This window comes from Streptomyces sp. NPDC016459 (genome assembly GCF_040632845.1).
In the GTDB taxonomy this organism is placed as follows: Bacteria; Actinomycetota; Actinomycetes; order Streptomycetales; family Streptomycetaceae; genus Streptomyces.
On sequence record NZ_JBEYCR010000007.1, the window covers coordinates 127,203 to 148,396 of the forward strand.

At 72.9% G+C, this 21,194-nt stretch carries 22 protein-coding genes; 11 read left to right on the forward strand and 11 right to left on the reverse strand.

The annotated features are described in order from the left end of the window. Positions 1–67: 67 nt before the first annotated feature. Entirely contained in the window at positions 68–640 is a 573-nt protein-coding gene (locus ABZ567_RS19125; RefSeq protein WP_360791167.1) for a GNAT family N-acetyltransferase, read from the reverse strand. 173 nt (positions 641–813) lie between these two features. Between ABZ567_RS19125 and ABZ567_RS19130 the strand changes: the two genes are divergently transcribed. The 4 genes from ABZ567_RS19130 to ABZ567_RS19145 all read left to right on the forward strand — a co-directional run bounded on the left by ABZ567_RS19130 (position 814) and on the right by ABZ567_RS19145 (position 4,038). Next, positions 814–1,377, forward strand: coding sequence for a DUF5134 domain-containing protein (locus tag ABZ567_RS19130; protein ID WP_360791170.1), 564 nt, complete (start codon positions 814–816; stop codon positions 1,375–1,377). Between the two features lie 161 nt (positions 1,378–1,538). After that, entirely contained in the window at positions 1,539–2,474 is a 936-nt protein-coding gene (locus ABZ567_RS19135; protein ID WP_360791173.1) for a M56 family metallopeptidase, read from the forward strand. A gap of 94 nt (positions 2,475–2,568) precedes the next feature. Continuing rightward, entirely contained in the window at positions 2,569–3,237 is a 669-nt protein-coding gene (locus tag ABZ567_RS19140) for a phosphatase PAP2 family protein (RefSeq protein WP_360791692.1), read from the forward strand. Between the two features lie 129 nt (positions 3,238–3,366). Further along, positions 3,367–4,038 carry a helix-turn-helix domain-containing protein gene (locus ABZ567_RS19145; RefSeq protein WP_360791176.1) on the forward strand — a complete coding sequence of 224 codons (672 nt, stop codon included), beginning with the start codon at positions 3,367–3,369 and terminating at the stop codon, positions 4,036–4,038. Here ABZ567_RS19145 and ABZ567_RS19150 read toward each other — a convergent pair. Next, positions 4,017–5,552: a hypothetical protein gene (locus tag ABZ567_RS19150; RefSeq protein ID WP_360791179.1), complete on the reverse strand. Its 1,536-nt coding sequence runs from the start codon at positions 5,550–5,552 to the stop codon at positions 4,017–4,019. The genes ABZ567_RS19145 and ABZ567_RS19150 overlap by 22 nt on opposite strands. Positions 5,553–5,728: 176 nt before the next feature. Here ABZ567_RS19150 and ABZ567_RS19155 point away from each other — a divergent pair, with 176 nt between their 5' ends. Then, positions 5,729–6,379: a DUF305 domain-containing protein gene (locus ABZ567_RS19155; protein WP_360791181.1), complete on the forward strand. Its 651-nt coding sequence runs from the start codon at positions 5,729–5,731 to the stop codon at positions 6,377–6,379. A 29-nt stretch (positions 6,380–6,408) separates the two neighbouring features. Here ABZ567_RS19155 and ABZ567_RS19160 read toward each other — a convergent pair whose 3' ends face one another. Further along, entirely contained in the window at positions 6,409–6,774 is a 366-nt protein-coding gene (locus ABZ567_RS19160; RefSeq protein WP_360791184.1) for a helix-turn-helix transcriptional regulator, read from the reverse strand. Between the two features lie 134 nt (positions 6,775–6,908). Here ABZ567_RS19160 and ABZ567_RS19165 point away from each other — a divergent pair, with 134 nt between their 5' ends. Next, positions 6,909–7,994: an NADH:flavin oxidoreductase/NADH oxidase gene (locus tag ABZ567_RS19165; RefSeq protein ID WP_360791187.1), complete on the forward strand. Its 1,086-nt coding sequence runs from the start codon at positions 6,909–6,911 to the stop codon at positions 7,992–7,994. Positions 7,995–8,203: 209 nt separating this feature from the next. After that, the gene (locus tag ABZ567_RS19170) at positions 8,204–9,286 is read left to right on the forward strand and encodes an exo-alpha-sialidase (protein WP_360791190.1); all 1,083 of its coding nucleotides are present in this window, start codon (positions 8,204–8,206) and stop codon (positions 9,284–9,286) included. Between the two features lie 42 nt (positions 9,287–9,328). On the opposite strand, the gene ABZ567_RS19175 is transcribed toward ABZ567_RS19170, so the two are convergent. After that, on the reverse strand, positions 9,329–10,006 hold the full coding sequence (locus ABZ567_RS19175) for a uracil-DNA glycosylase (protein WP_360791193.1): 678 nt from the start codon (positions 10,004–10,006) through the stop codon (positions 9,329–9,331). Positions 10,007–10,114: 108 nt separating this feature from the next. Here ABZ567_RS19175 and ABZ567_RS19180 point away from each other — a divergent pair, with 108 nt between their 5' ends. Beyond that, positions 10,115–11,119, forward strand: coding sequence for a BadF/BadG/BcrA/BcrD ATPase family protein (locus ABZ567_RS19180; RefSeq protein ID WP_360791196.1), 1,005 nt, complete (start codon positions 10,115–10,117; stop codon positions 11,117–11,119). 135 nt (positions 11,120–11,254) lie between these two features. After that, positions 11,255–12,175 (forward strand): hypothetical protein, encoded by a 921-nt coding sequence (locus tag ABZ567_RS19185; protein WP_360791199.1) that lies wholly within the window; start codon positions 11,255–11,257, stop codon positions 12,173–12,175. Positions 12,176–12,277: 102 nt separating this feature from the next. On the opposite strand, the gene ABZ567_RS19190 is transcribed toward ABZ567_RS19185, so the two are convergent. The 3 genes from ABZ567_RS19190 to ABZ567_RS19200 form a co-directional block, all read right to left on the reverse strand. Further along, on the reverse strand, positions 12,278–13,333 hold the full coding sequence (locus tag ABZ567_RS19190; RefSeq protein WP_360791202.1) for a lactonase family protein: 1,056 nt from the start codon (positions 13,331–13,333) through the stop codon (positions 12,278–12,280). 98 nt (positions 13,334–13,431) lie between these two features. Beyond that, positions 13,432–14,928 carry an FUSC family protein gene (locus tag ABZ567_RS19195; protein ID WP_360791695.1) on the reverse strand — a complete coding sequence of 499 codons (1,497 nt, stop codon included), beginning with the start codon at positions 14,926–14,928 and terminating at the stop codon, positions 13,432–13,434. A gap of 286 nt (positions 14,929–15,214) precedes the next feature. Continuing rightward, the gene (locus ABZ567_RS19200) at positions 15,215–16,045 is read right to left on the reverse strand and encodes a DUF1206 domain-containing protein (RefSeq protein ID WP_360791205.1); all 831 of its coding nucleotides are present in this window, start codon (positions 16,043–16,045) and stop codon (positions 15,215–15,217) included. Positions 16,046–16,235: 190 nt separating this feature from the next. Between ABZ567_RS19200 and ABZ567_RS19205 the strand changes: the two genes are divergently transcribed. Then, the gene (locus ABZ567_RS19205; protein WP_360791208.1) at positions 16,236–16,505 is read left to right on the forward strand and encodes a WhiB family transcriptional regulator; all 270 of its coding nucleotides are present in this window, start codon (positions 16,236–16,238) and stop codon (positions 16,503–16,505) included. A gap of 72 nt (positions 16,506–16,577) precedes the next feature. Here the strand turns inward: ABZ567_RS19205 and ABZ567_RS19210 are convergent, their stop codons facing one another. The 3 genes from ABZ567_RS19210 to ABZ567_RS19220 form a co-directional block, all read right to left on the reverse strand. Next, positions 16,578–17,390, reverse strand: a complete 813-nt coding sequence (locus ABZ567_RS19210; protein WP_360791698.1) for an RNA polymerase sigma factor SigF — start codon at positions 17,388–17,390, stop codon at positions 16,578–16,580. Positions 17,391–17,555: 165 nt separating this feature from the next. Next, entirely contained in the window at positions 17,556–18,005 is a 450-nt protein-coding gene (locus tag ABZ567_RS19215; protein WP_360791211.1) for an ATP-binding protein, read from the reverse strand. Beyond that, positions 18,005–19,255 (reverse strand): GAF domain-containing SpoIIE family protein phosphatase, encoded by a 1,251-nt coding sequence (locus ABZ567_RS19220; RefSeq protein ID WP_360791214.1) that lies wholly within the window; start codon positions 19,253–19,255, stop codon positions 18,005–18,007. Before ABZ567_RS19220 ends, ABZ567_RS19215 begins: the two co-directional genes overlap by 1 nt. Positions 19,256–19,362: 107 nt before the next feature. Here ABZ567_RS19220 and ABZ567_RS19225 point away from each other — a divergent pair, with 107 nt between their 5' ends. After that, on the forward strand, positions 19,363–19,872 hold the full coding sequence (locus ABZ567_RS19225; protein ID WP_360791217.1) for a MarR family transcriptional regulator: 510 nt from the start codon (positions 19,363–19,365) through the stop codon (positions 19,870–19,872). 148 nt (positions 19,873–20,020) lie between these two features. Here the strand turns inward: ABZ567_RS19225 and ABZ567_RS19230 are convergent, their stop codons facing one another. Then, on the reverse strand, positions 20,021–21,178 hold the full coding sequence (locus ABZ567_RS19230) for a PP2C family protein-serine/threonine phosphatase (protein ID WP_360791220.1): 1,158 nt from the start codon (positions 21,176–21,178) through the stop codon (positions 20,021–20,023). Positions 21,179–21,194: the final 16 nt, after the last annotated feature.

Genomic DNA, 21,194 nt, shown 5'->3' on the forward strand with positions numbered 1-21,194 from the left:
TGCGACCCCCCTGTCGACGGAAATTTTTCCTGTCCGACAGGGCCGAGGCCACCCTTCCGCCGCCCGGTCAGGTCAACGGCTTCACCAGCAGCTCGAACTCCAGGTCGTCGCGCTGGGGCACACCGAAGCGCTCGTCGCCGTACGGGAAGGGCGACATCCGGCCGGTACGCCGGTAGCCGCGCCGCTCGTACCAGGCGATGAGCTCCTCCCGTACGGAGATCACCGTCATGTGCATCTCACGCGCGCCCCAGAGCTCACGCACCCGGCGCTCGGCCTCCGCGATGATCTGCCTGCCCAGGCCCGCGCCCTGCAGATCGGGACGGACCGCGAACATCCCGAAGTAGGCCGCCTCCCCCCGGTGCTCCAGCTGGCAGCAGGCGACGATCTCGCCGTCGCGCTCGACGACCATCAGCCGGCTGTCGGGGGCGGTGATCACGGCCGCCACGCCGTCGGAGTCGGTGCGCTGCCCCTGGAGGATGTCCGCCTCGGTGGTCCAGCCGCCCCGGCTGGCGTCGCCGCGGTAGGCCGACTCGACGAGCGGGACGAGCGCCGGGACGTCGTCCCGGACCGCCTCGCGGTAGCTGATCCCGCCTTTCCCGTGCGGCGTGGCGGTGTCCGGGCGGGACGTGGCGGTGTCCATGTGAGCGGGGCTCCCCTCGGGCGCTGACGATCGCCGTACGCGATCGGCCCGAGCCTAACGCGCGCGCCGTTCGCTCCCCTCCGTACGCCTGTGCGCGTCCGTGCGCCCGCGTGGGTCCGGGTGGCGGCGGGAAAGGCTCCGGGGAGGGGACGGCGTCGAGGGGGAGGTGTGCCGTGCACGGACCGGCCCTGTCCGGGTGGCTGATGGTCGCGCTGTGCGCCGCGACAGGCGTGTACTGCCTGATCCGGATGCGCGTCTGCGCCGGGGAGGAACGGCGGGCGGCGGGCGGCGAGGCGCTGATGGGATTCGGGATGGCGTCCATGGCACTGCCCGCGACGGTGCTCACACCGCCGGGATGGAGTTGGGCGGTGTACGCCGCGGTGTTCGGCGGCGCGACCCTGCACGGCCTGCTCACGCTCCGGCGCGGCGGTCACCATCTGCACCATCTGGTCGGCTCGCTCGCCATGGTGTACATGGCGGTCGCGATGGCGGCGCCCACCACGGGGGCGCACACGGGGCACACGATCGGCACCACGGGCGGCATACCCGCCCTCACGGGCGGGCTGCTCCTCTATTACATGGCGTACGTGCTCCACACGGGCGCGGGACTGGTGCCGGCGACCGCGGCCATCGCGGGTGGCGGCGCCGGACAGGCATGGACGACCCGGCCGGAGCTGGCACTCGTCTGCCGACTGACGATGGCGCTCGCCATGCTGGCCATGCTCGTGGCCCTGTGAGGCCCGTGTGCCTGGTGCGGGTGGGTGACCCCGTAGGGCGGGCGTGACCCCATGGGATCCGTGTGACCCTGCGAGGCGGCCGGTCAACCACACCGTGGCGTACGTCACTTGCCGTCCCGGGCCATACCCCCGACCCGTACCGCACTCATAGGCTGACGCCCATGTGGGTCTCCCTCGCGCTGCTCCTGCTCGGCGTCCTGACCGCGCTCGCGGCCCCCCGGCTGCTGGCGCGGGCGGACTGGGTGGAGCGAGAACCCGTGGTGGCCCTCTGGGTGTGGCAGTGCGCGGTCGCCGCCGTGCTGCTGAGCTTCGCGCTGTCCATGACGTTCAGCGCCTCGACCGCCTGGCAAGCCGTACGGGGGCACCTCTTCGCGCCCGCACCGCGCGCGGTGGTCGACGCGTACGAGTTCGGGACGACCGGGCCCTGGTCCGCGGTCCTCGCGGTGGTCCTCGCGGCCGGCGGGGTCTGGTCCGGGGCGATGCTGGGCCGGGAGATCGGCCAGGCCGGCGCCCGGCGGCGCCGGCGGCGCCGCGAGCTGCTCGTCCGCTCCCCCCTGCTGCCGGGGGAACCGCCAGGCAGCGAGCGTCTCGTGGTCCTGGAGGGCGAGCGGGCGCACGCCTGGTGGCTCGCGGGGACCACGCCCCAGCTGGTCATCACCACGGCGGCGCTGCGCCGCCTGAAGGGCCCCCAGCTCGACGCGGTCCTGGCGCACGAGCAGGGTCACGCGCGCGCCCGGCACGACTGGCTGCTGCACTGCTCGGCTGCGCTGGCCGCCGGGTTCCCGGGCATCCCGGTCTTCGCGGGCTTCCGCGAGGAGATGCACCGACTCGTGGAGCTGGCCGCCGACGACGTCGCCTCGCGCCGGTTCGGACGTCTGACGATCGCCCTCGCGCTGGTCGAACTGAACGAGGACCGGGGCGTCTTCGGCCCCGGCTCCGCCCCGTACGCGGACCTTCCCCGGCGGGTGAACCGTCTGCTGACCGCCGCACCCCGGCTCACGGCGGGGCGCCGCCTCCGGCTCACCGCCGCCGCGGCCCTGGTGCCGGTGGTCCCCGTACTCGTCGCATTCGTCCCGGCCCTCAGCGCGCTGGAGTAGGAGCCCTTGCCGAGCACACCGGCAGGACGCGTGGCGCGGGGAGGATCATGCGAAGCCGTTCGTCGGGCAGGATCGGGATATGCGCTCCTCCGCCATGATCTCCGGTGTCCTGGCCCTTCTGCTGCTCGTCCTCGTCGCGGTGGGGTGGACGCCACTGCTCTCCTTCGACCGGTCCGTCGCCGAGTCGCTCCACCGCGAAGCCCTCGCCCATCCCGGACTCACCAGAGTCCACCGCGTCCTCAGCGACTGGGTCTGGGACCCGGTGACGATGCGCGCCCTCGCCGCGGCGACCGTCGTCCTGCTGTGGTGGTGGGGCGAGCGGCGCACGGCGCTGTGGGTGGCGGCGACCAGCCTGCTGGCCCTGGCGCTCCAGCAGGGCCTGAAGGCGCTGGTGGGCCGGGAGCGGCCGCAGTGGGTGGATCCGGTGGACTCGGCGCGGTTCGCCGCCTTCCCCTCCGGGCACGCGATGGCGGCCACGGTCACCTGCGGACTGCTGCTCTGGGTGCTCGCGCTGCGCTGGAGGCCCGAGTGGCGCGGCTGGGGCACGCTCGCGGGGGTCGCCCTCGTGTCGGTGCTCGGCGTGGGCTGGACGCGGGTCTACCTGGGCGTGCACTGGTTCTCGGACGTTCTCGCCGGCTGGCTCCTCGGCTGGTGCTGTGTGGCCGTCGCGGTCCTGACGTACCGCCGGAGCGAACGGCGCGGGGCCGCCGCCGACCCCTGCCCCGGGGAGAACGGCGGGAGCAGAATGGGAGACACACGATGAAGCCGCCTGTTCTGGACGATCCCCCGTGTCGCCCAGAACAGACGGCATCCCCGGCGGTATGCCACACGGGCAGGCCGACGGGATGCGCCGAGTATATTGGCCGGCAGCCAGTCAACGCAGGAGTCCAGCATGTCCCCGCGTAGCCCATCGGTCAATGAAGAGCTTCGACGCAGATCGCGCGAGCGCATTCTGCAGGCCACGGTGGAGCTGGTCGACACGCGCGGCTACGAGGCGACCACGCTCGGCGACATCGCGAAGCGTGCGGGTACGGCGCGGGGGCTGATCTCGTACTACTTCCCGGGCAAGCGGCAGCTCCTGCAGGCGGCGGTGCACCGTCTGATGCACCTCACCCTGGAGGAGGCGCTGGAGCGCGAGCCGCGCACGGAGGACGGCCGCGAGCGGCTGGCCCGCGCGATCGACGCGGTCCTGGGCCTCGCGGCGGAGCGGCCCACCCTGATGCGGACCCATATGGCGGGCATCCTGCAGGCCGAGGGGTTCGTGCAGTGCGAGGAGCAGCAGCGGCTGGCGTTCCTGCTGCGGGACACGGTCACCCGGTACGGCTCCGCCGACGTGGACACGGATTATCCGCTGCTCCGCGCCCTGCTGATGGGCGCGGTGGTGGCGGTGCTGCTGCCGGGCGCCAGGATGCCGCTGGCGCGGCTGCGGTCGGAGCTGTTCCACCGGTACGGCCTCGACTGGGAGGCGGGCGTGCCGCCGGACGGGGGTCCGCCCGACGGCACGCCGACGTTCAGGCCGTCAGCCGGCCCTCAGGGTGCCGATCAGTCGTCGAAGTCGAAGTAGTCCGGCTGGGTCTGGACGTTGAGCTCGTCCATCCGGATGCGCTTCGCGGGGTCGGTACGACGGTCGGAGAGCTTCAGGACGTCGAAGCCCTTGGCGATGTCGTTCGAGTAGATGTAGCCGTTGTAGTAGTACGCGGACCAGGAGCCACCGGTGGAGATGGTGGTGGCGGACACGGGGCCGCGCTCGAAGTAGGCGATCTCCTTGGGCTTGGCCGAGTCGGTGAAGTCCCAGACGGAGACGCCGCCCTGGTACCAGGCCTGGACCATGAGGTCCTTGCCCTTGACCGGGATCAGCGAGCCGTTGTGGGCGACACAGTTCTCGGTGTCGGCCTGGTGCCGGGGGATCTTGAAGTAGCTGCGGAAGACGAGTTCGCGGTGCTTGCCCTTGCCGACGATGTCGTAGATGCCGTTGGCACCCCGGTTCGGGCCGACCGCCGCGTTGCAGGTGGCCGCGCCGCCGCCGCCGAGCTCGTCGGTGAAGACGACCTTGTTCGTCTTCTGGTTGAAGGTCGCGGAGTGCCAGAACGCGAAGTTGACGTTGTCCTGGACCTGGTCGATCACCCGGGGGTGCTCGGGGTCCTCGATGTCGAAGAGGATGCCGTCACCCATGCAGGCGCCGGCCGCGAGGTCCTTCTCGGGCAGCACGGTGATGTCGTGGCAGCCGGTGGTCTTGGAGACGCCCGGGTTGGTGGGTCCGCCGGGGTTGCCGCCGCCGTCCGGGCCCTCGCCCGGGAAGAGGACGGGGAAGCTGACGATCGCGGCCTTCTCGGGCGCCTTGCGGGGCACCTTGATGACCGAGATGCCGTCGTGCGGGGGCTGGCAGTCCGGGAACGCGGCGTTGGGCGAGTACGAGGAGACGTAGACGTAGACGTCCTTGCGCTCCGGCACCAGCGTGTGGGTGTGCGAGCCGCAGGCGGTCTCGACGGAGGCGACGTACTTCGGGTCGGCGACGTCGCTGATGTCGAAGATCTTCATGCCCTCCCAGGATTCCTTGACCGTGGCGGGCTGCGAGGTGCTGGCGCAGCTGTCGTCGCTCCGGGAGGAGTCCGTCGAGAGGAACAGCAGGTCCCCGGAGACGGAGATGTCGTTCTGGGAGCCGGGGCAGAGGACCTGGGCGACGGTCTTCGGGGCCTTCGGGTCGCTGATGTCGAAGATCCGGAAGCCGTCGTAGTTGCCGGCGAAGGCGTACCTGCCCTGGAAGGCCAGGTCCGAGTTGGTGCCCTTGAGGGCGTCCTTGGGGATGTTCGCGAGGTGCTCGATGTTGGAGCTGTGGACGATCTCGTCCACGCCGGGTATCTCACCGCTCTGGATGGCGGAGCGCGCGTCCGCCGCCTGCTCCGCGGAGACCTTGCCCTGTACGGGGGCGTCTCCGGGGTCGGGTGTGGCGGCCGCGGGGCCGGTCGCGAGCAGTGTGGCGAGCAGTCCGGCCGCGGCGGATGCCACGCCCAGGCGTCTGAGCCGTGCACGCGGGTCGCGCGTGATGGACGTGGTACGCGGGGTACGCAACGAAGTCACTCCGTCCTCCCTGGTATCCGTTCGGCGTTGAACGGGTGTTGGACCTCGGCAGTATCTTCCTTGCCGTGCACATCTCAACAGATGGCAACACAGATGTAATCAAGGTTTTTGGTCGAAGGCCCCGCGAAAAGTGCTAGGAACGGTCACTGTCCCCGCAAGAACATCTGGAGGTCGCGTTGTTGATCCGCCGTCAGCGTGCCGTCGTCGCCGTGACCCTGTCCGCCGTCGCCGTACTCGCCCTGACCGCCTGCGAGTCGGGGTCGGACAAGGGCGCGCCGGAGGCCGGGGCCTCGGCCGGGAAATCGGTGGTGGCGCCGGGGAAGCCCGGTGAGCCGGCCCGGCGGATATCCCCGGAGGAGGCCGCCCGGCTCCTCCCGGACGAGAGCCCGAACAGCGCGGACTTCCGCTACGCGCAGATGATGATCGTGCACCACAGGCAGGCCCTGACCATGACGGCGCTGGCCCCGCAGCGGGCGGGATCGACCCAGGTCAGGAAGGTGGCCGAGCGGATCGCGGCGGCACAGCAACCGGAGATCGGCGCGATGGAGGGCTGGCTGAAGAACAACGGCGGACCGCGCGAGCAGGCCGGTCACGACCATCACTCGATGCCGGGCATGGCGACCGGGGAGCAGCTGGAGGAGCTGGGGAAGGCGAAGGGCAAGGCCTTCGACGCGCTGTTCCTGAAGCTGATGATCACGCACCACGAGGGGGCGGTGACGATGGCCGCCGAGGTGCTGAGCGAGGGCAACAACGTCCTCGTGGAGGAGATGGCGAACGACGTGATCGCCCAGCAGACCTCGGAGATCAACAGGATGCGGTCGCTGTAGGTCCCCGAGGCCGCGTGGGGCGACGCCCCTCAGGCGTCCGCGGGCAGCGTCCCGCCCGCGCGGGCGGCCTGGGCGGCGGCGGCCGAGAGGACGGTGCCGAGGAGGCCGGGGAAGAGGGCGTCGAGGTCGTCCCCGCGCAGTGCGTTGAGCTTCGCCGTGCCGCGGTACACCTGCTGGATGACGCCGCTCTCGCGCAGCACCCGGAAGTGGTGCGTCGTCGTGGACTTGGTCACCGGGAGGTCGAAGTACGAGCAGCTCAGCTCGGCGCCCTCGCGCGCCATGTCCCGCACGATGCGCAGCCGCACCGGGTCCGAGAGGGCGTGCAGCACCGCCTCCAGACGGATCTGGTCACGCGCGGGGTGGTCGAGGGCGCGAGGGCTGGGGGCGGTCGTCATGACGGCGGCTCCACTTCATCCGGGATACGGCCCAGTGTACGAGTAGTACGAGGATCCTCGTAGTTTGACAGATGCCGTACTACGAGGGTTACCGTACTAGCGTCCCTTCGAGGCACCCCGAAACGGAGTCCGTCATGAGCGTCGCCCTGTTCGAGCCCTACACCCTGCGGTCCGTCACCGTTCCCAACCGGGTCTGGATGGCGCCCATGTGCCAGTACTCGGCCGAGATGACCGGACCGAACGCGGGTGTCGCCAACGACTGGCACTTCGCCCACTACGCCTCCCGTGCCACCGGCGGCACCGGACTCATCCTCGTCGAGGCGACCGCCGTCGCCCCCGAGGGCCGGATCAGCCCGGCGGACCTCGGCCTCTGGAACGACACCCAGACCGAGAGCCTGCGCCGCATCGCCGCCTTCCTCAAGGAGCACGGCACGGTGCCCGGCATCCAGATCGGCCACGCCGGCCGGAAGGCCTCGACCCAGCCTCCGTGGGAGGGCCGCGGCCCCGTCCCCCAGGGCGGCCCCGGCTGGCAGCCCGTCGCGCCCAGCCCCGTCGAGTTCGCCGAGGGGTACCCGGTGCCGACCGAGCTGACCGTCGAGCGGATCCGGGAGATCACCGGCCAGTTCGCCGCCGCGGCCGGCCGCGCGCTCGACGCCGGCTTCCAGGTCGTCGAGATCCACGGCGCCCACGGCTACCTCATCGGCGAGTTCCTCTCCCCGCACAGCAACCACCGCACGGACGCGTACGGCGGCTCCTTCGAGAACCGCACCCGCCTCGCCCTGGAGGTCGTCGACGCGGTGCGGTCCGTGTGGCCCGAGGAACTTCCCGTCTTCTTCCGCATCTCGGCCACCGACTGGCTGGAGGAGCAGGGCTGGACGGTCGACGAGACCGTACGGTTCGCCGCGCTCCTCCGCGAGCACGGGGTCGACCTCCTCGACGTCTCCAGCGGCGGCAACGGTGGGCCGGCCGAGATCCCGGTGGGTCCCGGCTACCAGGTGCCCTTCGCGGCCCGGGTCAAGGCGGAGACCGGACTGCCGGTGGCGGCCGTCGGTCTGATCACCGAGAGCGGACAGGCCGAGAAGATCATCGCCAACGGTGAGGCCGACGCGGTCCTCCTCGGCCGCGAGCTGCTGCGCGACGCCTCCTGGGCCCGCCGCGCCGCCCGCGACCTCGGCGCCTCGAAACCCGAGGCCCCGGCTCCGTACGCCTGGGCGATCTGACGCTCGCGCTCGGGACGCCGCGCTCCGGACGCCGGGGGCGGCCCCGGTTGCCGCGCTCCGGGCGCCGGGGCCGTCGCGCTCCGGGCGCCGGGCGTCATCCCGGCCGTCGCGCTCCGGGCGCCGGGTGCGGGAGTGTCCGGGGGCCGTTGTCAGTGGGCGGGTGCAGACTGGCCCGTATCCGCGACAACGGCGTCCTGGAGGTGGCATCCATGCCCGACGTACTCCTCACCGTAGGCACCCGCAAGGGACTCTTCATCGGCCGCAGGCACGACGGCCGCTGGGAGTTCGACGATCCGGCCTTCCCCGCGCAGGCCGTCTACTCGGTGGCCATCGACAAGCGGGGAGCGAGCCCACGGCTGCTCGTGGGCGGCGACAGCGCCCACTGGGGGCCGTCGGTCTTCCACTCCGACGACCTCGGGAGGAGCTGGACCGAGCCGGCGCGGCCCGCCGTGAAGTTCCCCGAGGACACCGGCGCCTCCCTGGAGCGCGTCTGGCAGCTGCACCCGGCGCCGGAGCACTCCCCCGGCGTCGTGTACGCCGGGACGGAGCCGGCGGCGCTCTTCAGGTCGGCGGACGGCGGGGAGTCCTTCGAGCTCGTCCGTCCCCTCTGGGAGCACCCGACCCGCTCCCAGTGGGTGCCCGGCGGGGGCGGCGAGGCCGTGCACACCGTGGTGACCGACCGGCGCGACCCGGAGGCCCTGACGGTCGCGGTGTCCACCGCCGGGGTGTTCCGCTCGCGGGACGGCGGGGCCGCCTGGGAACCCTCCAACCACGGGGTGTCGGCGGTGTTCCTGCCTGACCCCGATCCCGAGTTCGGGCAGTGCGTCCACAAGATCGCCCAGGACGCGGGCAACCTGGACCGGCTCTACCTGCAGAACCACTGGGGCGTGTTCCGCAGCGACGACGCGGGCACCAGCTGGTCCGACATCGGCACCGGACTGCCCTCGGACTTCGGCTTCGCGGTCGCCGCGCACCCCCACCGGCCGGACACCGCCTACGTCTTCCCCATCACCGCGGACTCCGACCGGGTCCCGGCCGGCCGCCGGTGCCGGGTCTACCGCACGAGCGACGCCGGAGCCACCTGGGAGCCCTTGTCGAAGGGGCTGCCCGAGAGCGACCACTACGGCACGGTGCTCCGGGACGCCCTGTGCACGGACGACGCGGACCCGGCGGGCGTGTACTTCGGCAACCGCAACGGCGAGGTGTACGCGAGCGCGGACGACGGGGACAGCTGGCAGCTCCTCGCGGGACACCTGCCGGACGTGCTGTGCGTCCGGGCGGCGGTGATCTGACAGCGGCGCGGATGCCCGGACGCTCGGCGCCTGTCCCCCTCGTCAGGGCAGGCGCCAGTCCACCGGCTGGGCGCCCTGCTCCAGAAGCAGCTCGTTGGCGCGGCTGAAGGGGCGGGAGCCGAAGAAGCCGCGATCGGCCGACATCGGGGAGGGGTGCGCGGACTCGACCGCCGGCAGGTCGCCGAGAAGCGGGCGGGCGTTGCGGGCGTCGCGGCCCCAGAGGATCGACACCAGCGGCTTGCCCCGGGCGGCCAGGGCGCGGATGGCCTGCTCGGTCACCTCTTCCCAGCCCTTGCCGCGGTGGGCGGCAGGCTTGCGCGGGGCCGTGGTGAGCGCCCTGTTGAGCAGCAGGACGCCCTGGCGGGTCCACGGGGTCAGGTCGCCGTTGGAGGGCCTCGGCATCCCGAGATCGGTGTGCAGCTCCCGGAAGATGTTCTCCAGGCTCCCCGGCAGCGAACGGACCTCCGGCGCCACCGCGAAACTCAGCCCGATCGCCATTCCCGGGGTGGGGTAGGGGTCCTGACCCACGATCAGGACCCGCACCTCGTCGAACGGTTGCTGGAAGGCCCGCAGCACGTGCTGCCCGGCCGGCAGGTACGTCCTGCCCGCGGCGATCTCCGCACGCAGGAAGTCGCCCATCTCGGCCACCCGCCCGGCGACGGGGCTGAGGGCCTCCGCCCAGCCGGGCTCCACCAGTTCCTTCAACGGTCGCGCTGTCACGGTCCGTCACTCTACCGGCCTACAGTGACACCCCGACCCGACCGGCTCCCCGGCCGGTCTCCTAGACTCCGCCCACTCCCCCGCCCCACCCCGCGAGGACGGTGCACCGTGGTTTCCGTGAACGAGTCCCCCGGCTCCTGCGACGGCCTGGTCGTCGGCGTCGACTCCGGGGGATCGGGGCTCAGGGTGCACCTGGCCGAGGCGGGGAGCGGTGTCGTCCTCGGCCGTCATGTCTCCCAGGAGCCGGTGCGGACCGGTCCCGGCGGGATCTCCGCCCGGCATCTCCTCACCCAGGTCCTGCCCGCCGTCCGGGCTCTGACGGCGCCCCACGGTGGACGGCCGGTCGTCGCCGTGGCCGTCGGGGCGGCGGGGATGGCGACCCTCGGGGACGAGCTGCGGGCCGAACTGCCGGGCGCCTTCGCCGACGCGTGGGGGGCGGGGCGGCTCGCGCTCGCGGCCGACGCCGTCACCGCGTACGCCGGGGCGCTCGGACAGCGGCCGGGCGCGGTCGTCGCGGGCGGGACGGGCATGATCGCGCTCGGCACGGACCTCACGTCCTGGCGGCGGGCCGACGGCTGGGGGCATCTCCTCGGCGACTGCGGCAGCGGCGCGTGGATCGGACGGGCCGGCCTGGAAGCGGCGATGCGCGCGTACGACGGGCGGCGCGGCGGCTCCCCGGCGCTCCTGGCCCGCGCCGAGGAGCTGTTCGGGCCGGCGGCCGGGCTGCCCGGCGCGCTGTACCCGCGTACGGACCGGCCCGCGGTGCTCGCCTCGTTCGCCCCCGAGGTGGGGCGGTGTGCCGCGGAGGACCCGGTGGCGGCGGACATCCTGGCGCGTGCGGCGGGCCACATCGCCGACGCCGCCGAGGCGGCCTGCCCCACCGGCCCCGGGACCTTCGTGGCCCTGACCGGAGGCCTGTTCAAGATGGGCGACGGGCTGCTCGTACCGCTGCGCGCCGCGCTCGCGGAGCGGATCCCGCGCGCCCGGACCGTGGACCCGGCGGGGGATCCGACGGCCGGGGCGGTCGCGCTCGCCGCGGCACTCGCCATCGGCACGCTGCGGCTGCCGGAGGATCCCTCGTTGCTGCGACTGTTCGGAGCCTCGTCGGCATAGGCGCGGAGGCATCCGCCCAGGTGGGAGGCGGTGGCGGGGGCCGGACCTCGACCAAGGCGGACATAGGGGGGCACAAGGTGCATGATCGCACCTCAACCGACGGCGGTCCGGGCGAAACCAGTAGCATGCGGCGCCATGAGCTCCCCCACTGGGCCTGCTTCCGGCCTGCCTGTACGAATGCCTCGACCCCGTCAGTCCGGGCGGCACCGTCGCCCCGAACCCGCGGCGGCGCCCGAGGGCGCTCCCGCACTGGTTCTCGCTGTGCCCGGCGTGCCGTCCGCCGCCATACGATCGCTCGCCGAAGAGGTCGTGAGCATCGCCCGCTCCGAGCTGCCCGGCCTGGAGGCCCTGATCGGCTTCCTGGACGGCGACGACACCGAGTACCCCTCGCTCACGACGATGCTCACGGCCGCCGCCTCGCTGCGCACCCAGCGGTACGAGCTGGCCGTGGCCGCCGGCCGCGAGGTCAGCGCCCCGACGGGCCCCGCCGCGGTCGTCGTGCCGCTGCTCGCGGGCCCCGACAGCGCCCAGACGCGCCACGTGCGCCAGGCCGTGATGGACGCGGGCAACACCGCCGAGCTGACCGACGTCCTCGGCCCGCACCCGCTGCTCGCCGAGGCCCTGCACGTGCGTCTCTCGGAGGCGGGCCTGGCCCGTGCCGACCGCGCCCGGCTCTTCACGGTCGCCACGGCCGCCGACGGCATCATCCTGGCCACGGTCGGCGGCGAGGAGGCCGTGCAGGCCGCGGGGATCACCGGCATGCTGCTCGCCGCGCGCCTCGCCGTCCCGGTCATGGCCGCCGCGCTCGACCAGGAGGGGTCGATCGCCTCGATCGCCCAGCAGCTGCGCGCCGCCGGCTCGGAGCAGCTGGCCCTCGCCCCGTACCTGATCGGCCCGGAACTGGCCGAGGGCCTGCTCGACGAGGCCTCGAAGGAGGCCGGATGCGCCGCGGCCGAGCCCCTGGGGGCCTACCCGGCGATCGGCAAGCTGGTGCTCTCGCAGTACACGGCCGCTCTGGGCATTCCTCAGCAGCCGCAGGGCGCGCCCTCGTTCTGAGGCCTTCGCGGCCGCGCCACCCCGCCCGTACGCCGAAGGGCCCGCACCGGACGTCCGGTGCGGGCCCTTCGGCGTATCCCAGGGGCTCCGGGAGCCGGTGCCTCAGCCGAAGACCACGCAGGAGGCGGCCGGGGCCTCGATCGCGCCCGCGCGCGCGGGGATCCCGGTCTCCGGGTCGACGGCGAACCACGTGACGTCGCCGGAGCGCTCGTTGGCCGCGTACAGATACCGGCCGGTGGGGCCGAGGGTCAGGTCGCGCGGCCAGGTGCCGCCGCAGGGCACGGTGGCGACCAGGGCCGCCTTGGCTCCGTCGGGGTCGACGGCGAGCACGGCGAGGGTGTCGTCGCCCCGGACGGCGGCCCAGAGAAAGCGTCCGTCGGGGGCGACGACGATCTCGGAGGGGTAGCTGGGTCCGGTGGTGCCCTCGGGGACGACGGGGGTCTCACCGAGCGGTTCGAGGACGCCCGCGACCGCGTCCCAGCGGCAGACGGTGAGGGTGGGCTCCAGTTCGTTCAGGACGTACGCGTGGGTGCCGGCCGGGTGGAAGGCGAGGTGGCGGGGGCCGGTGCCGGGGCGCAGCGCCGTCTCGCCGTGGAGGGTGAGCGTCCCGGTCCCGGGGTCGAGGGCGCAGATCCGTACGGAGTCGGTGCCGAGGTCCACGCTGACGATCCACCGGCCGCTGGGGTCGGGGAGCACCTGGTGGGCGTGCGGGCCGGCCTGGCGGGCTGCGACGGGTCCGGTTCCGTCGTGGCGCAGGACGGACGCGGCGGGCCGCGGGGTGCCGTCCTCGGCGAGCGGCAGGACGGTGACGCTGCCGGAGGTGTAGTTGGCGGTGAGGAGGTGCCCGGCGGCGAGGGCGAGGTGGGTGGGGGCCTCGCCGTCGACGGGGGTGGGCGCCCCGAGCGGCCGCGGCGCGGGCCCGGTGACGTCGAAGGCGGCCACGGCGCCCGCCCCGGTCTCGGACACGGCATGGAGCACGGGGCCCGCGAGGGCGAGGAAGGAGGGGTCGGCGACGGCGTCGCTGCCACCGGTGACGGTCAGCGCGCCGGTCTCCACGTCCACGTCGGCGGCCAGGACGCCCCGCCCGCCGGCCGACGTGAACGAGCCGATGTACGCCCGTACCGCGTTCCGTCCCTGAACCGTCCCTGTGCCGCTCACGGCGCCTCCCCTGTACCGGGCCGGTCGTGGTCGACCGGCCTGCGTCCGGCCGACGGTAGCAGGCGGTCTAGACCAGGGGGTGGGACGGCTGCGATGGGTCAGGCGGCCGGGAGCAGCGGGGCCCGGACCGAGGTCCGGAGCGGTGCAGCGAGGCCGACGAGGGCCTGTTCCAGACCGTGCAGATGACCGAGTGCCGCCTCCGCGCCGGGGTGGTGGTGCGGTACGCCCGCCGCGTCGGACGGCGACGCCGGGACCGGCTGCGCCGGGGGTACGAGGGCGTGGACCGCGGCCTCGACCCGCCAGGCGGCGGCCACGAGCCGGGCGTCGTGCGAGGCGTCCGGGTCGGCGGCGACGGCGGCGAGGCCCCGGATCTCACGGGCGCAGTCGTCCAGGAGCGCGAGCACCCGGCGCGCCCGCGCCTTGCGGGCCCGCAGCGGGCTCAGCGGGTGCACCAGGGGTGCGACGGAGAGCCGGACCCGGCCGAGCAGGACCTCCAGTTCGGCGGCGTGCGGCGCCGGGTCCACGCCCGGGTCGCCGGCCAGGCGCCGGGCGGCTGCGGTGGTGCACGTGTGCACGCAGGTCACGGCCCGCTCGATCCAGGCGTTGGTGGCGGCGTGCGTGGTCACGGGGAGCAGGGCCACACCGATCACCGCTCCGATCGCGCCGACCGCGGTCTCCTGGAAGCGGAGGAGCAGAAGCCCGGGGTGCAGGACGCCGAGCAGTCCGTAGAGCAGTCCCGCCATGACGGTGACGAAGAACATCATCCAGCTGTACGAGAGCGGGGCGGTGTAGAAGATCCCGAAGACGCAGACGCCGACGAGCAGGGCGGTGGGGGCGGTGGCGCCGCCGAGCGGGACGGCGATCAGGAGGCCGGCCGCGATGCCGACGACGGTGCCGAGGACCCGGCGGAACCCCCGGACGAGCGTCTCGCCGCGCGAGGCGGTGTTGACGAAGATCCACCAGGCGGTGCCGACGGCCCAGTACCAGCGCTCGTGCGAGATCAGTTGGCCGGCGGCGAGGGCGACGGCGCAGGCCGCCGTGGCCTGGAAGGCCTGGCGGGTCGTGGGGCGGGCGAGTCCGGTGCCGGGCAGCGGGGCGGGTGCGGCGGGAGGCGGGACGCGCCGCTCGATGCACCAGGCACCGAAGCGGACCGCGCCGACGGCGAGCAGGGCCAGGGCGACAGCCGCGTAGAGCTCGGGGAGCTGCGACGGGAGCGCGTGCAGGAACTGCGTCACGAAGAACTGCATGAAGGCGAAGATCCCGAGCGCGTGCCCGCGCGGCCCCCAGCGGCGGGCGTACACGCCGGCGAAGACCACGAGCAGCCAGGCCGTGTCCCGCAGCGCGGGCGCGCCGTGCAGGAGGGTCGCGAGTGCGAGGACGGGGAAGCCGACGGCGGGCAGCAGGGCGGTGGTGACGGCCTGGCGGCGGACGGTGGGGTCGGCGACGGTGAAGAGGGCGAGGAGGGCCGCGAGACCGGCGGTGATGGAGGCGGTCAGCGAGAGGCCGAGGAGCTCGGCCAGGGCGACCGCGAGCGTGACGCCGAGGACGGCCCGCAGCGAGACCCGGAGCCGGACGCGTCCCGGGTCCGGGGCCATGAAGTACTTCCGCACGGCGGCCAATCCCGCCCCCCTGTTCTGTCTCCTCGCCGGGCGCGAGGTTCCCCGGGGGTGGTGGGGGCTCGGACACGACGAAGGCACCGCGGGCCGGTCCGGCGTCGTCGCCGGCCGGCGCTGCGCGGCGCCGAAGGTGTGTGATGGGTCCAAGGATAGCCCGAAGGGGGGCGGAGGGCTCAATCGGACGGTATCGGGGTGGGCCGTCGGCCCGTCCCCGATGCCCGGGCTCCCGGTCGGCCGTCGCCGTCGGCCCGGGTCGTGGGGCGGGTCAGACGTCGCGCCACTTCGCCTGGCCGAAGGAGAAGACGCCGAAGAGCACGAGTCCGACGGCCACGGCTATCAGCAGCCACGGTCCCACCGGGGTCTGGGCGAACGAGCGGATCGCGTCGTCCATGCCCTTGGCCTGGCCCGCGTCGAACGTGATCGCCGCCTTCAGGCCCGAAAAGCCGAGGGCGGCGAAGACGAGTCCGCGGCTCACCCCGCCCGCCACGCCGGTGACGTCCATCAGGCGGCGCTGGTGCTTCGGCATCCGCCCCCACATCAGGCGCTTGCGGTACTTGCGCGCCACGGCACGGCCCGCGATCCACAGCCCGGCTCCCAGGAAGCCGGCCGCGACGGCGCCGACCCACCACTGTCCGCCCGGCAGCCCGAGCAGGCGTCCCGTGATGTCCTGGCTCTGGCGGTCGGTCGCACCGGCGCCGCTGCCCCGGTCCCCCGCCGCGAAGGACAGGACGAGGAAGGAGGTGACGGCGTAGAAGACGAAGCGGCAGCCGGACAGCGCGCGCTTGCGGGCCCGGTCGCCCTTCGGCCCCGCGAGACCGAAGAGGGCCTCCGAAAGGCGCCACAACGCCATCCCGGCGAGACCGATGCCGAGGGCCCAGAGGAGTACGGACCCGAAGGACGTCGAGGCGACGTCCGTGAGGGCCCCGCCGCGGTCGGCCTGTTCGTCGGAACCCGTCGCACCGATCCGCACGGCCAGCGCCCCGATGAGCAGGTACAGCACACCGCGCGCCACGAAGCCCGCCCGGGCCGCCGTTCGGACGACCTCCCCGCGGGCGGCTCTTCTCGCCACCGACGTCGACGATCCCACTGTGGTCATATCCGTTCCTCCCCTGAGTCAGAACCTTCGGGTGCCCCCTCTTTCCCCGCCGAATCCGCCGGATCCGCGGGACCTGGCGAATCTGCCGAATCTGCCGAATCCGGCGAATCCGCCGCGATCGGTGTTTCAAGAGCCGACGACCGGTCAGCCGAGAAGCAACGACTTGTCCGCTCTTACGTCAGGAGGACCGATGGACAGCTGGCGCACGGCCGCGGCCTGCCAGAACGTCGACCCCGATCTCTTCTTCCCGGTGGGGACCGGCTCCCCCGCTCTGGTCCAGGCCGAGGAGGCCAAGGACGTCTGCCGACACTGTCCGGTGCGGGAGGAGTGCCTCGCCTGGGCCCTGGACGACTCCCGCCAGGTGACGGGGGTCTGGGGCGGCCTGGACGACGACGAACGCCGGTCCCTGAAGCGGCGGTTGCGCCGTGCGGCGCACGCAGGGGAACGGCCTCACCGGTAGGGGGGGAAGCCGGTGAGGCCGTTCGGTCCTGGTGGAGGGTTCGTGGCCCGGGGGGTTCACACCCCCCGGGGTTCACGCCTCCATGGGGGCGAGCATCCCCTTGCGCAGGCGGGCGATGTTGCGCGTGAGGAGGCGCGACACCTGCATCTGGGAGACGCCGAGCCTCTGCCCGATCTCCGACTGCGTCAGCTCCTCGACGAAGCGCAGGTGGAGCAGCAGACGGTCCCGCTCGCCGAGTTCGGCGATCAGCGGCGCGAGGGCGTGGAAGTCCTCGAAGAGCGCGAGCGCCGGGTCTTCCTCGCCCATGAGGTCGGAGAGCATGGCGCCGTCCTCGTCGTCACCGCCGATGGCCGCGTCGAGCGAGGTGGAGCGGTAGGCGTTGGAGGCGATCCGGGCCTCGATGACCTCGTCCTCGGAGAGGTTCATCAGGGTCGAGAGCTCCGAGACGGTCGGGGCCCGTCCGAGGCGGGAGCTCAGCTCCTCCGTCGCCTTGGCCAGCTCGACGCGCGCCTCCTGGAGTCGGCGCGGTACGTGGACGGCCCAGGAGGTGTCACGGAAGAAGCGCTTGATCTCGCCCACGATGCACGGGACGGCGAAGGTGGTGAACTCCACCTCGCGGGAGATGTCGAACCGGTCGATGGCCTTGATCAGGCCGATGATGCCGACCTGGACGATGTCCTCCATCTCGTCGCCACGGGCCCGGAAGCGGCCGGCCGCGTAGCGCACGAGCGACATGTTCATCTCTATCAGCGTGTTGCGCGCGTACTGGTATTCGGGGGTTCCCTCCTCCAGTACGGCCATCCTGCTGAAGAACACCTTCGACAGTTCACGCGCGTCCCTGGGTGCGATCGTGCGGGGAGCCTCTACGACCGGCAGGCCCCCCACAGTCGCTTCAGTACGGTCCTTCGTCTCCGTCTGCACTGCAGTCGACACTCCGCTGACCCCTTCATTCGTCGCAAGCCGATTCTCCCCCGGACGGCTCGCCTACCCCGGCTCTCACGGATCATGCACGGAATTTTCGAATCCCGAGTTCCGTCGCGTCGGCCCGGGTCAGGAGGCGACGAGCGAGAGCCGTGCCCTGACCCGCTTCCCCCTCGGATGCGGCTCCACCGTCACGCTCTCGCAGATGGCGACGACGATCTCGACACCGTGCTGGCCGATGCGGCCGGGGTCGTGGCCGCGCGGGACGGGTGAGGTCTCCACGCGGTCGAACACGGAGATGTCGAGGACCTCGTCGAACAGCTCGAGCAGCAGTCGGCAGGGGCCGGGCGCGTGCCGTATCGCGTTGGTCACCAGCTCGCTGACCACCAGACGGGCCAGGTCGATCCGCTCACGGGCCACCGGTCGGCGTCCCACGGCCGGTGAGGCGGTGAGGAAGTCCGCCGTGAAGGCGCGAGCGGACGCGATCATGCCGTCGCCGGCGTCCCCGACGTCGTAGTCGACGCTCGCGGACAGCACGGGCTCTCGGGTCACACGCTCGGTGGCGATCGCGTCCGTCATCAGCATCCCCCTTCCGCACACGGCTTCGTGCCGTGCTTCGCACACACCTCGTACTCCGCCCTTCCCCCCTTTACGCCTTCCATTCCCTCCGCACCGCAGATTGCGGACCCGCGCCAGTCCAGACAGAGGACGAGGACGTCGTCCGGCAGCCCCCCGGGAGCCTCCCGCAACGCCTGGACGACCGCCCGGGGGGTGTCCGCCCCGCCCAGGTGCCGGGTCCGGTCGATCGCCCGGCCGACCGAGCGGTCCAGGGCCGCGCCGGTGGCGCCGGGCGAGGGCTCCTCCCGCTCACAGGCGACGAAGACGAGCCGGTCGCCGGGGCGGACACGGAGGCGCTGGGTGGCGTAGACGGTGTCCTCGAACATCCCGAGGGGCAGCTGCCGCTCCAGCTCGATCCGCTCGGTCACCGCTCCGCGCCGCCGCCAGACCGTCGGCGAGCCGGCGTCGACCACCCTCACCTCACCGCTCGCGAGGGCGAAGCTCAGCAGGAGGGCGGAGAGGGACCTCTCGCCCCGGTACTGCCCGTAGAGCGCCTGGTCGGTGAGGCTGGCCTGACCGACCGGGTCGAGTCCGGCGCGCCGGGCGTTGCGGATCGCGTTCAGGGCGAGGGTGCTCACCAGGGCCGACCGGGTGTCGGGGCCGGCGCCGTTGGCCACGACCAGCTGGAGCTCCTCATCGGTGACGGACCAGTCCAGGACGTGCCCGCCCGAGCCGTACGACGGCTCCCAGTAGGCGTGGAGGTCGAACTCCGGGCCCTCGCAGGCCCGGCCGGGAAGCACGCCCCACTGCATCTCCGCGGGGACGCTGAGGGGATGCGCCCTGCGGGTCCGGCGGTACAGGTCGGTGTGACGATCGGCGACACGCAGGGCGTGTCCCAGCACCTCGGCGATGCGGACGAGATCCTCGGTCGTCTCCGGTGTGACCCGGTCGGAGGGGAGGACGACCACAAGAACCCCGTAACGCTCGCCACGAACCGTCACAGGAAGGTAAGCGGTCGCCGTGGGCCCGTCACCACCGAAAAGATATGGTTGCTGTGAGGTGAAGGCGCGGCCCTCGGGCCCCGGCCCCGCGGCCCCGTGCTGCACCCCGGTCGGAGCCTGTGCGGGCTCGACGGGGCGGAGCGACGTGAGCCCGTGGTCGACGAGCAGGAGGTCGACGGAGAGCGCGTCGAGTTGCTGTGCCAGATCGACACGGAGGGAGTCCAGAAGGCGGTGTGGCGGCGCCCCGCGCAGCGCGCGTTCCACTGTCACGCGTCGATCCACCGAATGCGTACCGCCTTCTGGAGAGATGTGGAGATGACCGGTGTGTCGCACGGCCGACTTCCTCGGCCCCGGACGTCCGAGGAGTGTCGCCAGCCATGAACACCAACCCCGCCGAGTCCTCGCGGGAGCCGCAGCAGACGACGCAGGCCGCCCGCGAGCTCATCGAGCTGCTCGAGGTGCTGTGGGAGCGCGGCCGGGACATGGTGTCGTCGACACCGGTGTCGGCGTCTCAGCTGCGCGTGCTGTACAGCCTCGATCGCGAGGAGGGCATCAACCTCCGCGCCCTGGGGGAGCTGCTCGGGTCCGCGCCCCCCTCGGTGAGCCGCATGTGCGACCGTCTGGAGGCGCTGGGTTTCGTGCAGCGGCTGCCCAGCCCCGTCAGCCGTCGGCAGTTGGAGCTGCATCTGACCCCCCGGGGGAAGACGTATCTCCGTGAGCTGCGCGTCCAGCGGGAGGAAGCCCTGCTCGCGGTGATCTCGGCGATGTCGCCGACGAGCCGCAAGGCGCTCCTGCGCGGGCTCACGGGGTTCCAGGAGGCGCTGGACGAGGAGAGACCCGGCCACCCCTCAGAGGGGGCGGCGCTCAAGGACGTCCGGTCCGCCTGATCTCCGTGCGCCGTCCGCTCCGGTCGGCCGCGTGCCCCATGCCCCACTTGTCATCCCCCGGTCACCTATGACGCGATCACCATGGACACGAGCCAGGTGTTGCCCCAAGGATACAGTTGCCATCCGGCAACTGTTGACACGGACCGTCCTACCGTCCGTGCCAGTCCAGGCAGACGACGAGCGCGTCGTCCTCCAGCGGGGTGCCGCCGTGGTACGTGGCGAGTTCCCGCAGGACCGCCCCCGGCACCTGTGTGGGCGGCAGCAGCCTGGTCGCGGTGAGCGCGCGGGCCAGCGCCCGCTCCCCGTAGCTCTCCCCCTCGGGCGACGCGGCGTCGTACACGCCGTCGCTGCCGAACAGCAGCCGGTCGCCCGGCAGCACCGTGAACCGCTCGGGGACGTAGGAGGACTCCTCGAACATCCCCAGGGGCAGCTGGGCCTCCAGCGAGACCCGCTCGACGGAACGGCCCCGCAGGCGCCACAGGCGCGGCGAGCCGGCGTCCACGGCCTCCACCTCGCCCGTGGCGAGGTCGAAGCGCAGGAGGAGCACCGAGACGTAGGCGCTGCCGCGGTAGTGCGCGTACACGGCCTGGTCCGCCAGAGCCGCCTGGTCCGCGAGGCCGAGGCCGCCCCTGCGGGCGTTGCGGAGGGCGTTGATGGCGAGGTTCGTCAGGAGGGCGGCCTCGATGCCCTCCCCCATGCCGTTGGTGACCGTCAGGGTCAGCTGGTCGTCCGAGGCCGACCAGTCGTAGTTGTCCCCGAAGATCGCGTAGGCGGGTTCCAGATGCGCGCCGAGGGCGAACTCGGGGCGGGCGCAGGAGAGGCCCGGAAGGAGCTGCCACTGCATCTCGGCCGCGAGCGTCATCCTGGTGGCCCGCCGCGCCAGGACGTACAGGTCCGTGTCCCGCTCGGCCACCAGGATCTCGTGGCCGAGCGCCTCGCAGAGGTGGCGCAGCTCGGGAAGGAGCGGCACGAGGTCGCTCCCGGTCGGCAGGCCGACGGTGAGGACGCCCATCCGGTCGCCCCTGACGGTGACCGGCAGGTGTACGGAGACGGAGTCGGCCTCCTGCGTGACGTACGGCTCCTGGGCGCCGAAGGCACGGCCCTGCGGGCTGTCGTGGATCAGGACCTGCCGGGGCGCGTGGGGCGCGCGCCCGACGAGCTGGAGCGACCGCAGTCCGTAGTCGGCCAGCCGGAGTTCGACCCTCCGCGCGTCGTGGTGCTCCCTCAGGGCGTCCTCCACGACGCTCACGAGGAGGTGCGGAGCGGCCCGGCGCAGTGCCTGCTCGACTCCGGTGATCTCGTCCACGTGTTCCCGCTCGTCC

Excerpts from the sequence above, each read along its gene's own strand:
- ABZ567_RS19125 (WP_360791167.1), bottom strand. The coding sequence starts at position 640 with ATGGACACCGCCACGTCCCGCCCGGACACCGCCACGCCGCACGGGAAA.
- ABZ567_RS19135 (WP_360791173.1), top strand. The coding sequence starts at position 1,539 with ATGTGGGTCTCCCTCGCGCTGCTCCTGCTCGGCGTCCTGACCGCGCTC.
- ABZ567_RS19140 (WP_360791692.1), top strand. The coding sequence starts at position 2,569 with ATGATCTCCGGTGTCCTGGCCCTTCTGCTGCTCGTCCTCGTCGCGGTG.
- ABZ567_RS19145 (WP_360791176.1), top strand. The coding sequence starts at position 3,367 with ATGTCCCCGCGTAGCCCATCGGTCAATGAAGAGCTTCGACGCAGATCG.
- ABZ567_RS19160 (WP_360791184.1), bottom strand. The coding sequence starts at position 6,774 with ATGACGACCGCCCCCAGCCCTCGCGCCCTCGACCACCCCGCGCGTGAC.
- ABZ567_RS19165 (WP_360791187.1), top strand. The coding sequence starts at position 6,909 with ATGAGCGTCGCCCTGTTCGAGCCCTACACCCTGCGGTCCGTCACCGTT.
- ABZ567_RS19170 (WP_360791190.1), top strand. The coding sequence starts at position 8,204 with ATGCCCGACGTACTCCTCACCGTAGGCACCCGCAAGGGACTCTTCATC.
- ABZ567_RS19185 (WP_360791199.1), top strand. The coding sequence starts at position 11,255 with ATGAGCTCCCCCACTGGGCCTGCTTCCGGCCTGCCTGTACGAATGCCT.
- ABZ567_RS19195 (WP_360791695.1), bottom strand. The coding sequence starts at position 14,928 with ATGGCCCCGGACCCGGGACGCGTCCGGCTCCGGGTCTCGCTGCGGGCC.
- ABZ567_RS19200 (WP_360791205.1), bottom strand. The coding sequence starts at position 16,045 with ATGACCACAGTGGGATCGTCGACGTCGGTGGCGAGAAGAGCCGCCCGC.
- ABZ567_RS19205 (WP_360791208.1), top strand. The coding sequence starts at position 16,236 with ATGGACAGCTGGCGCACGGCCGCGGCCTGCCAGAACGTCGACCCCGAT.
- ABZ567_RS19215 (WP_360791211.1), bottom strand. The coding sequence starts at position 18,005 with ATGACGGACGCGATCGCCACCGAGCGTGTGACCCGAGAGCCCGTGCTG.
- ABZ567_RS19225 (WP_360791217.1), top strand. The coding sequence starts at position 19,363 with ATGAACACCAACCCCGCCGAGTCCTCGCGGGAGCCGCAGCAGACGACG.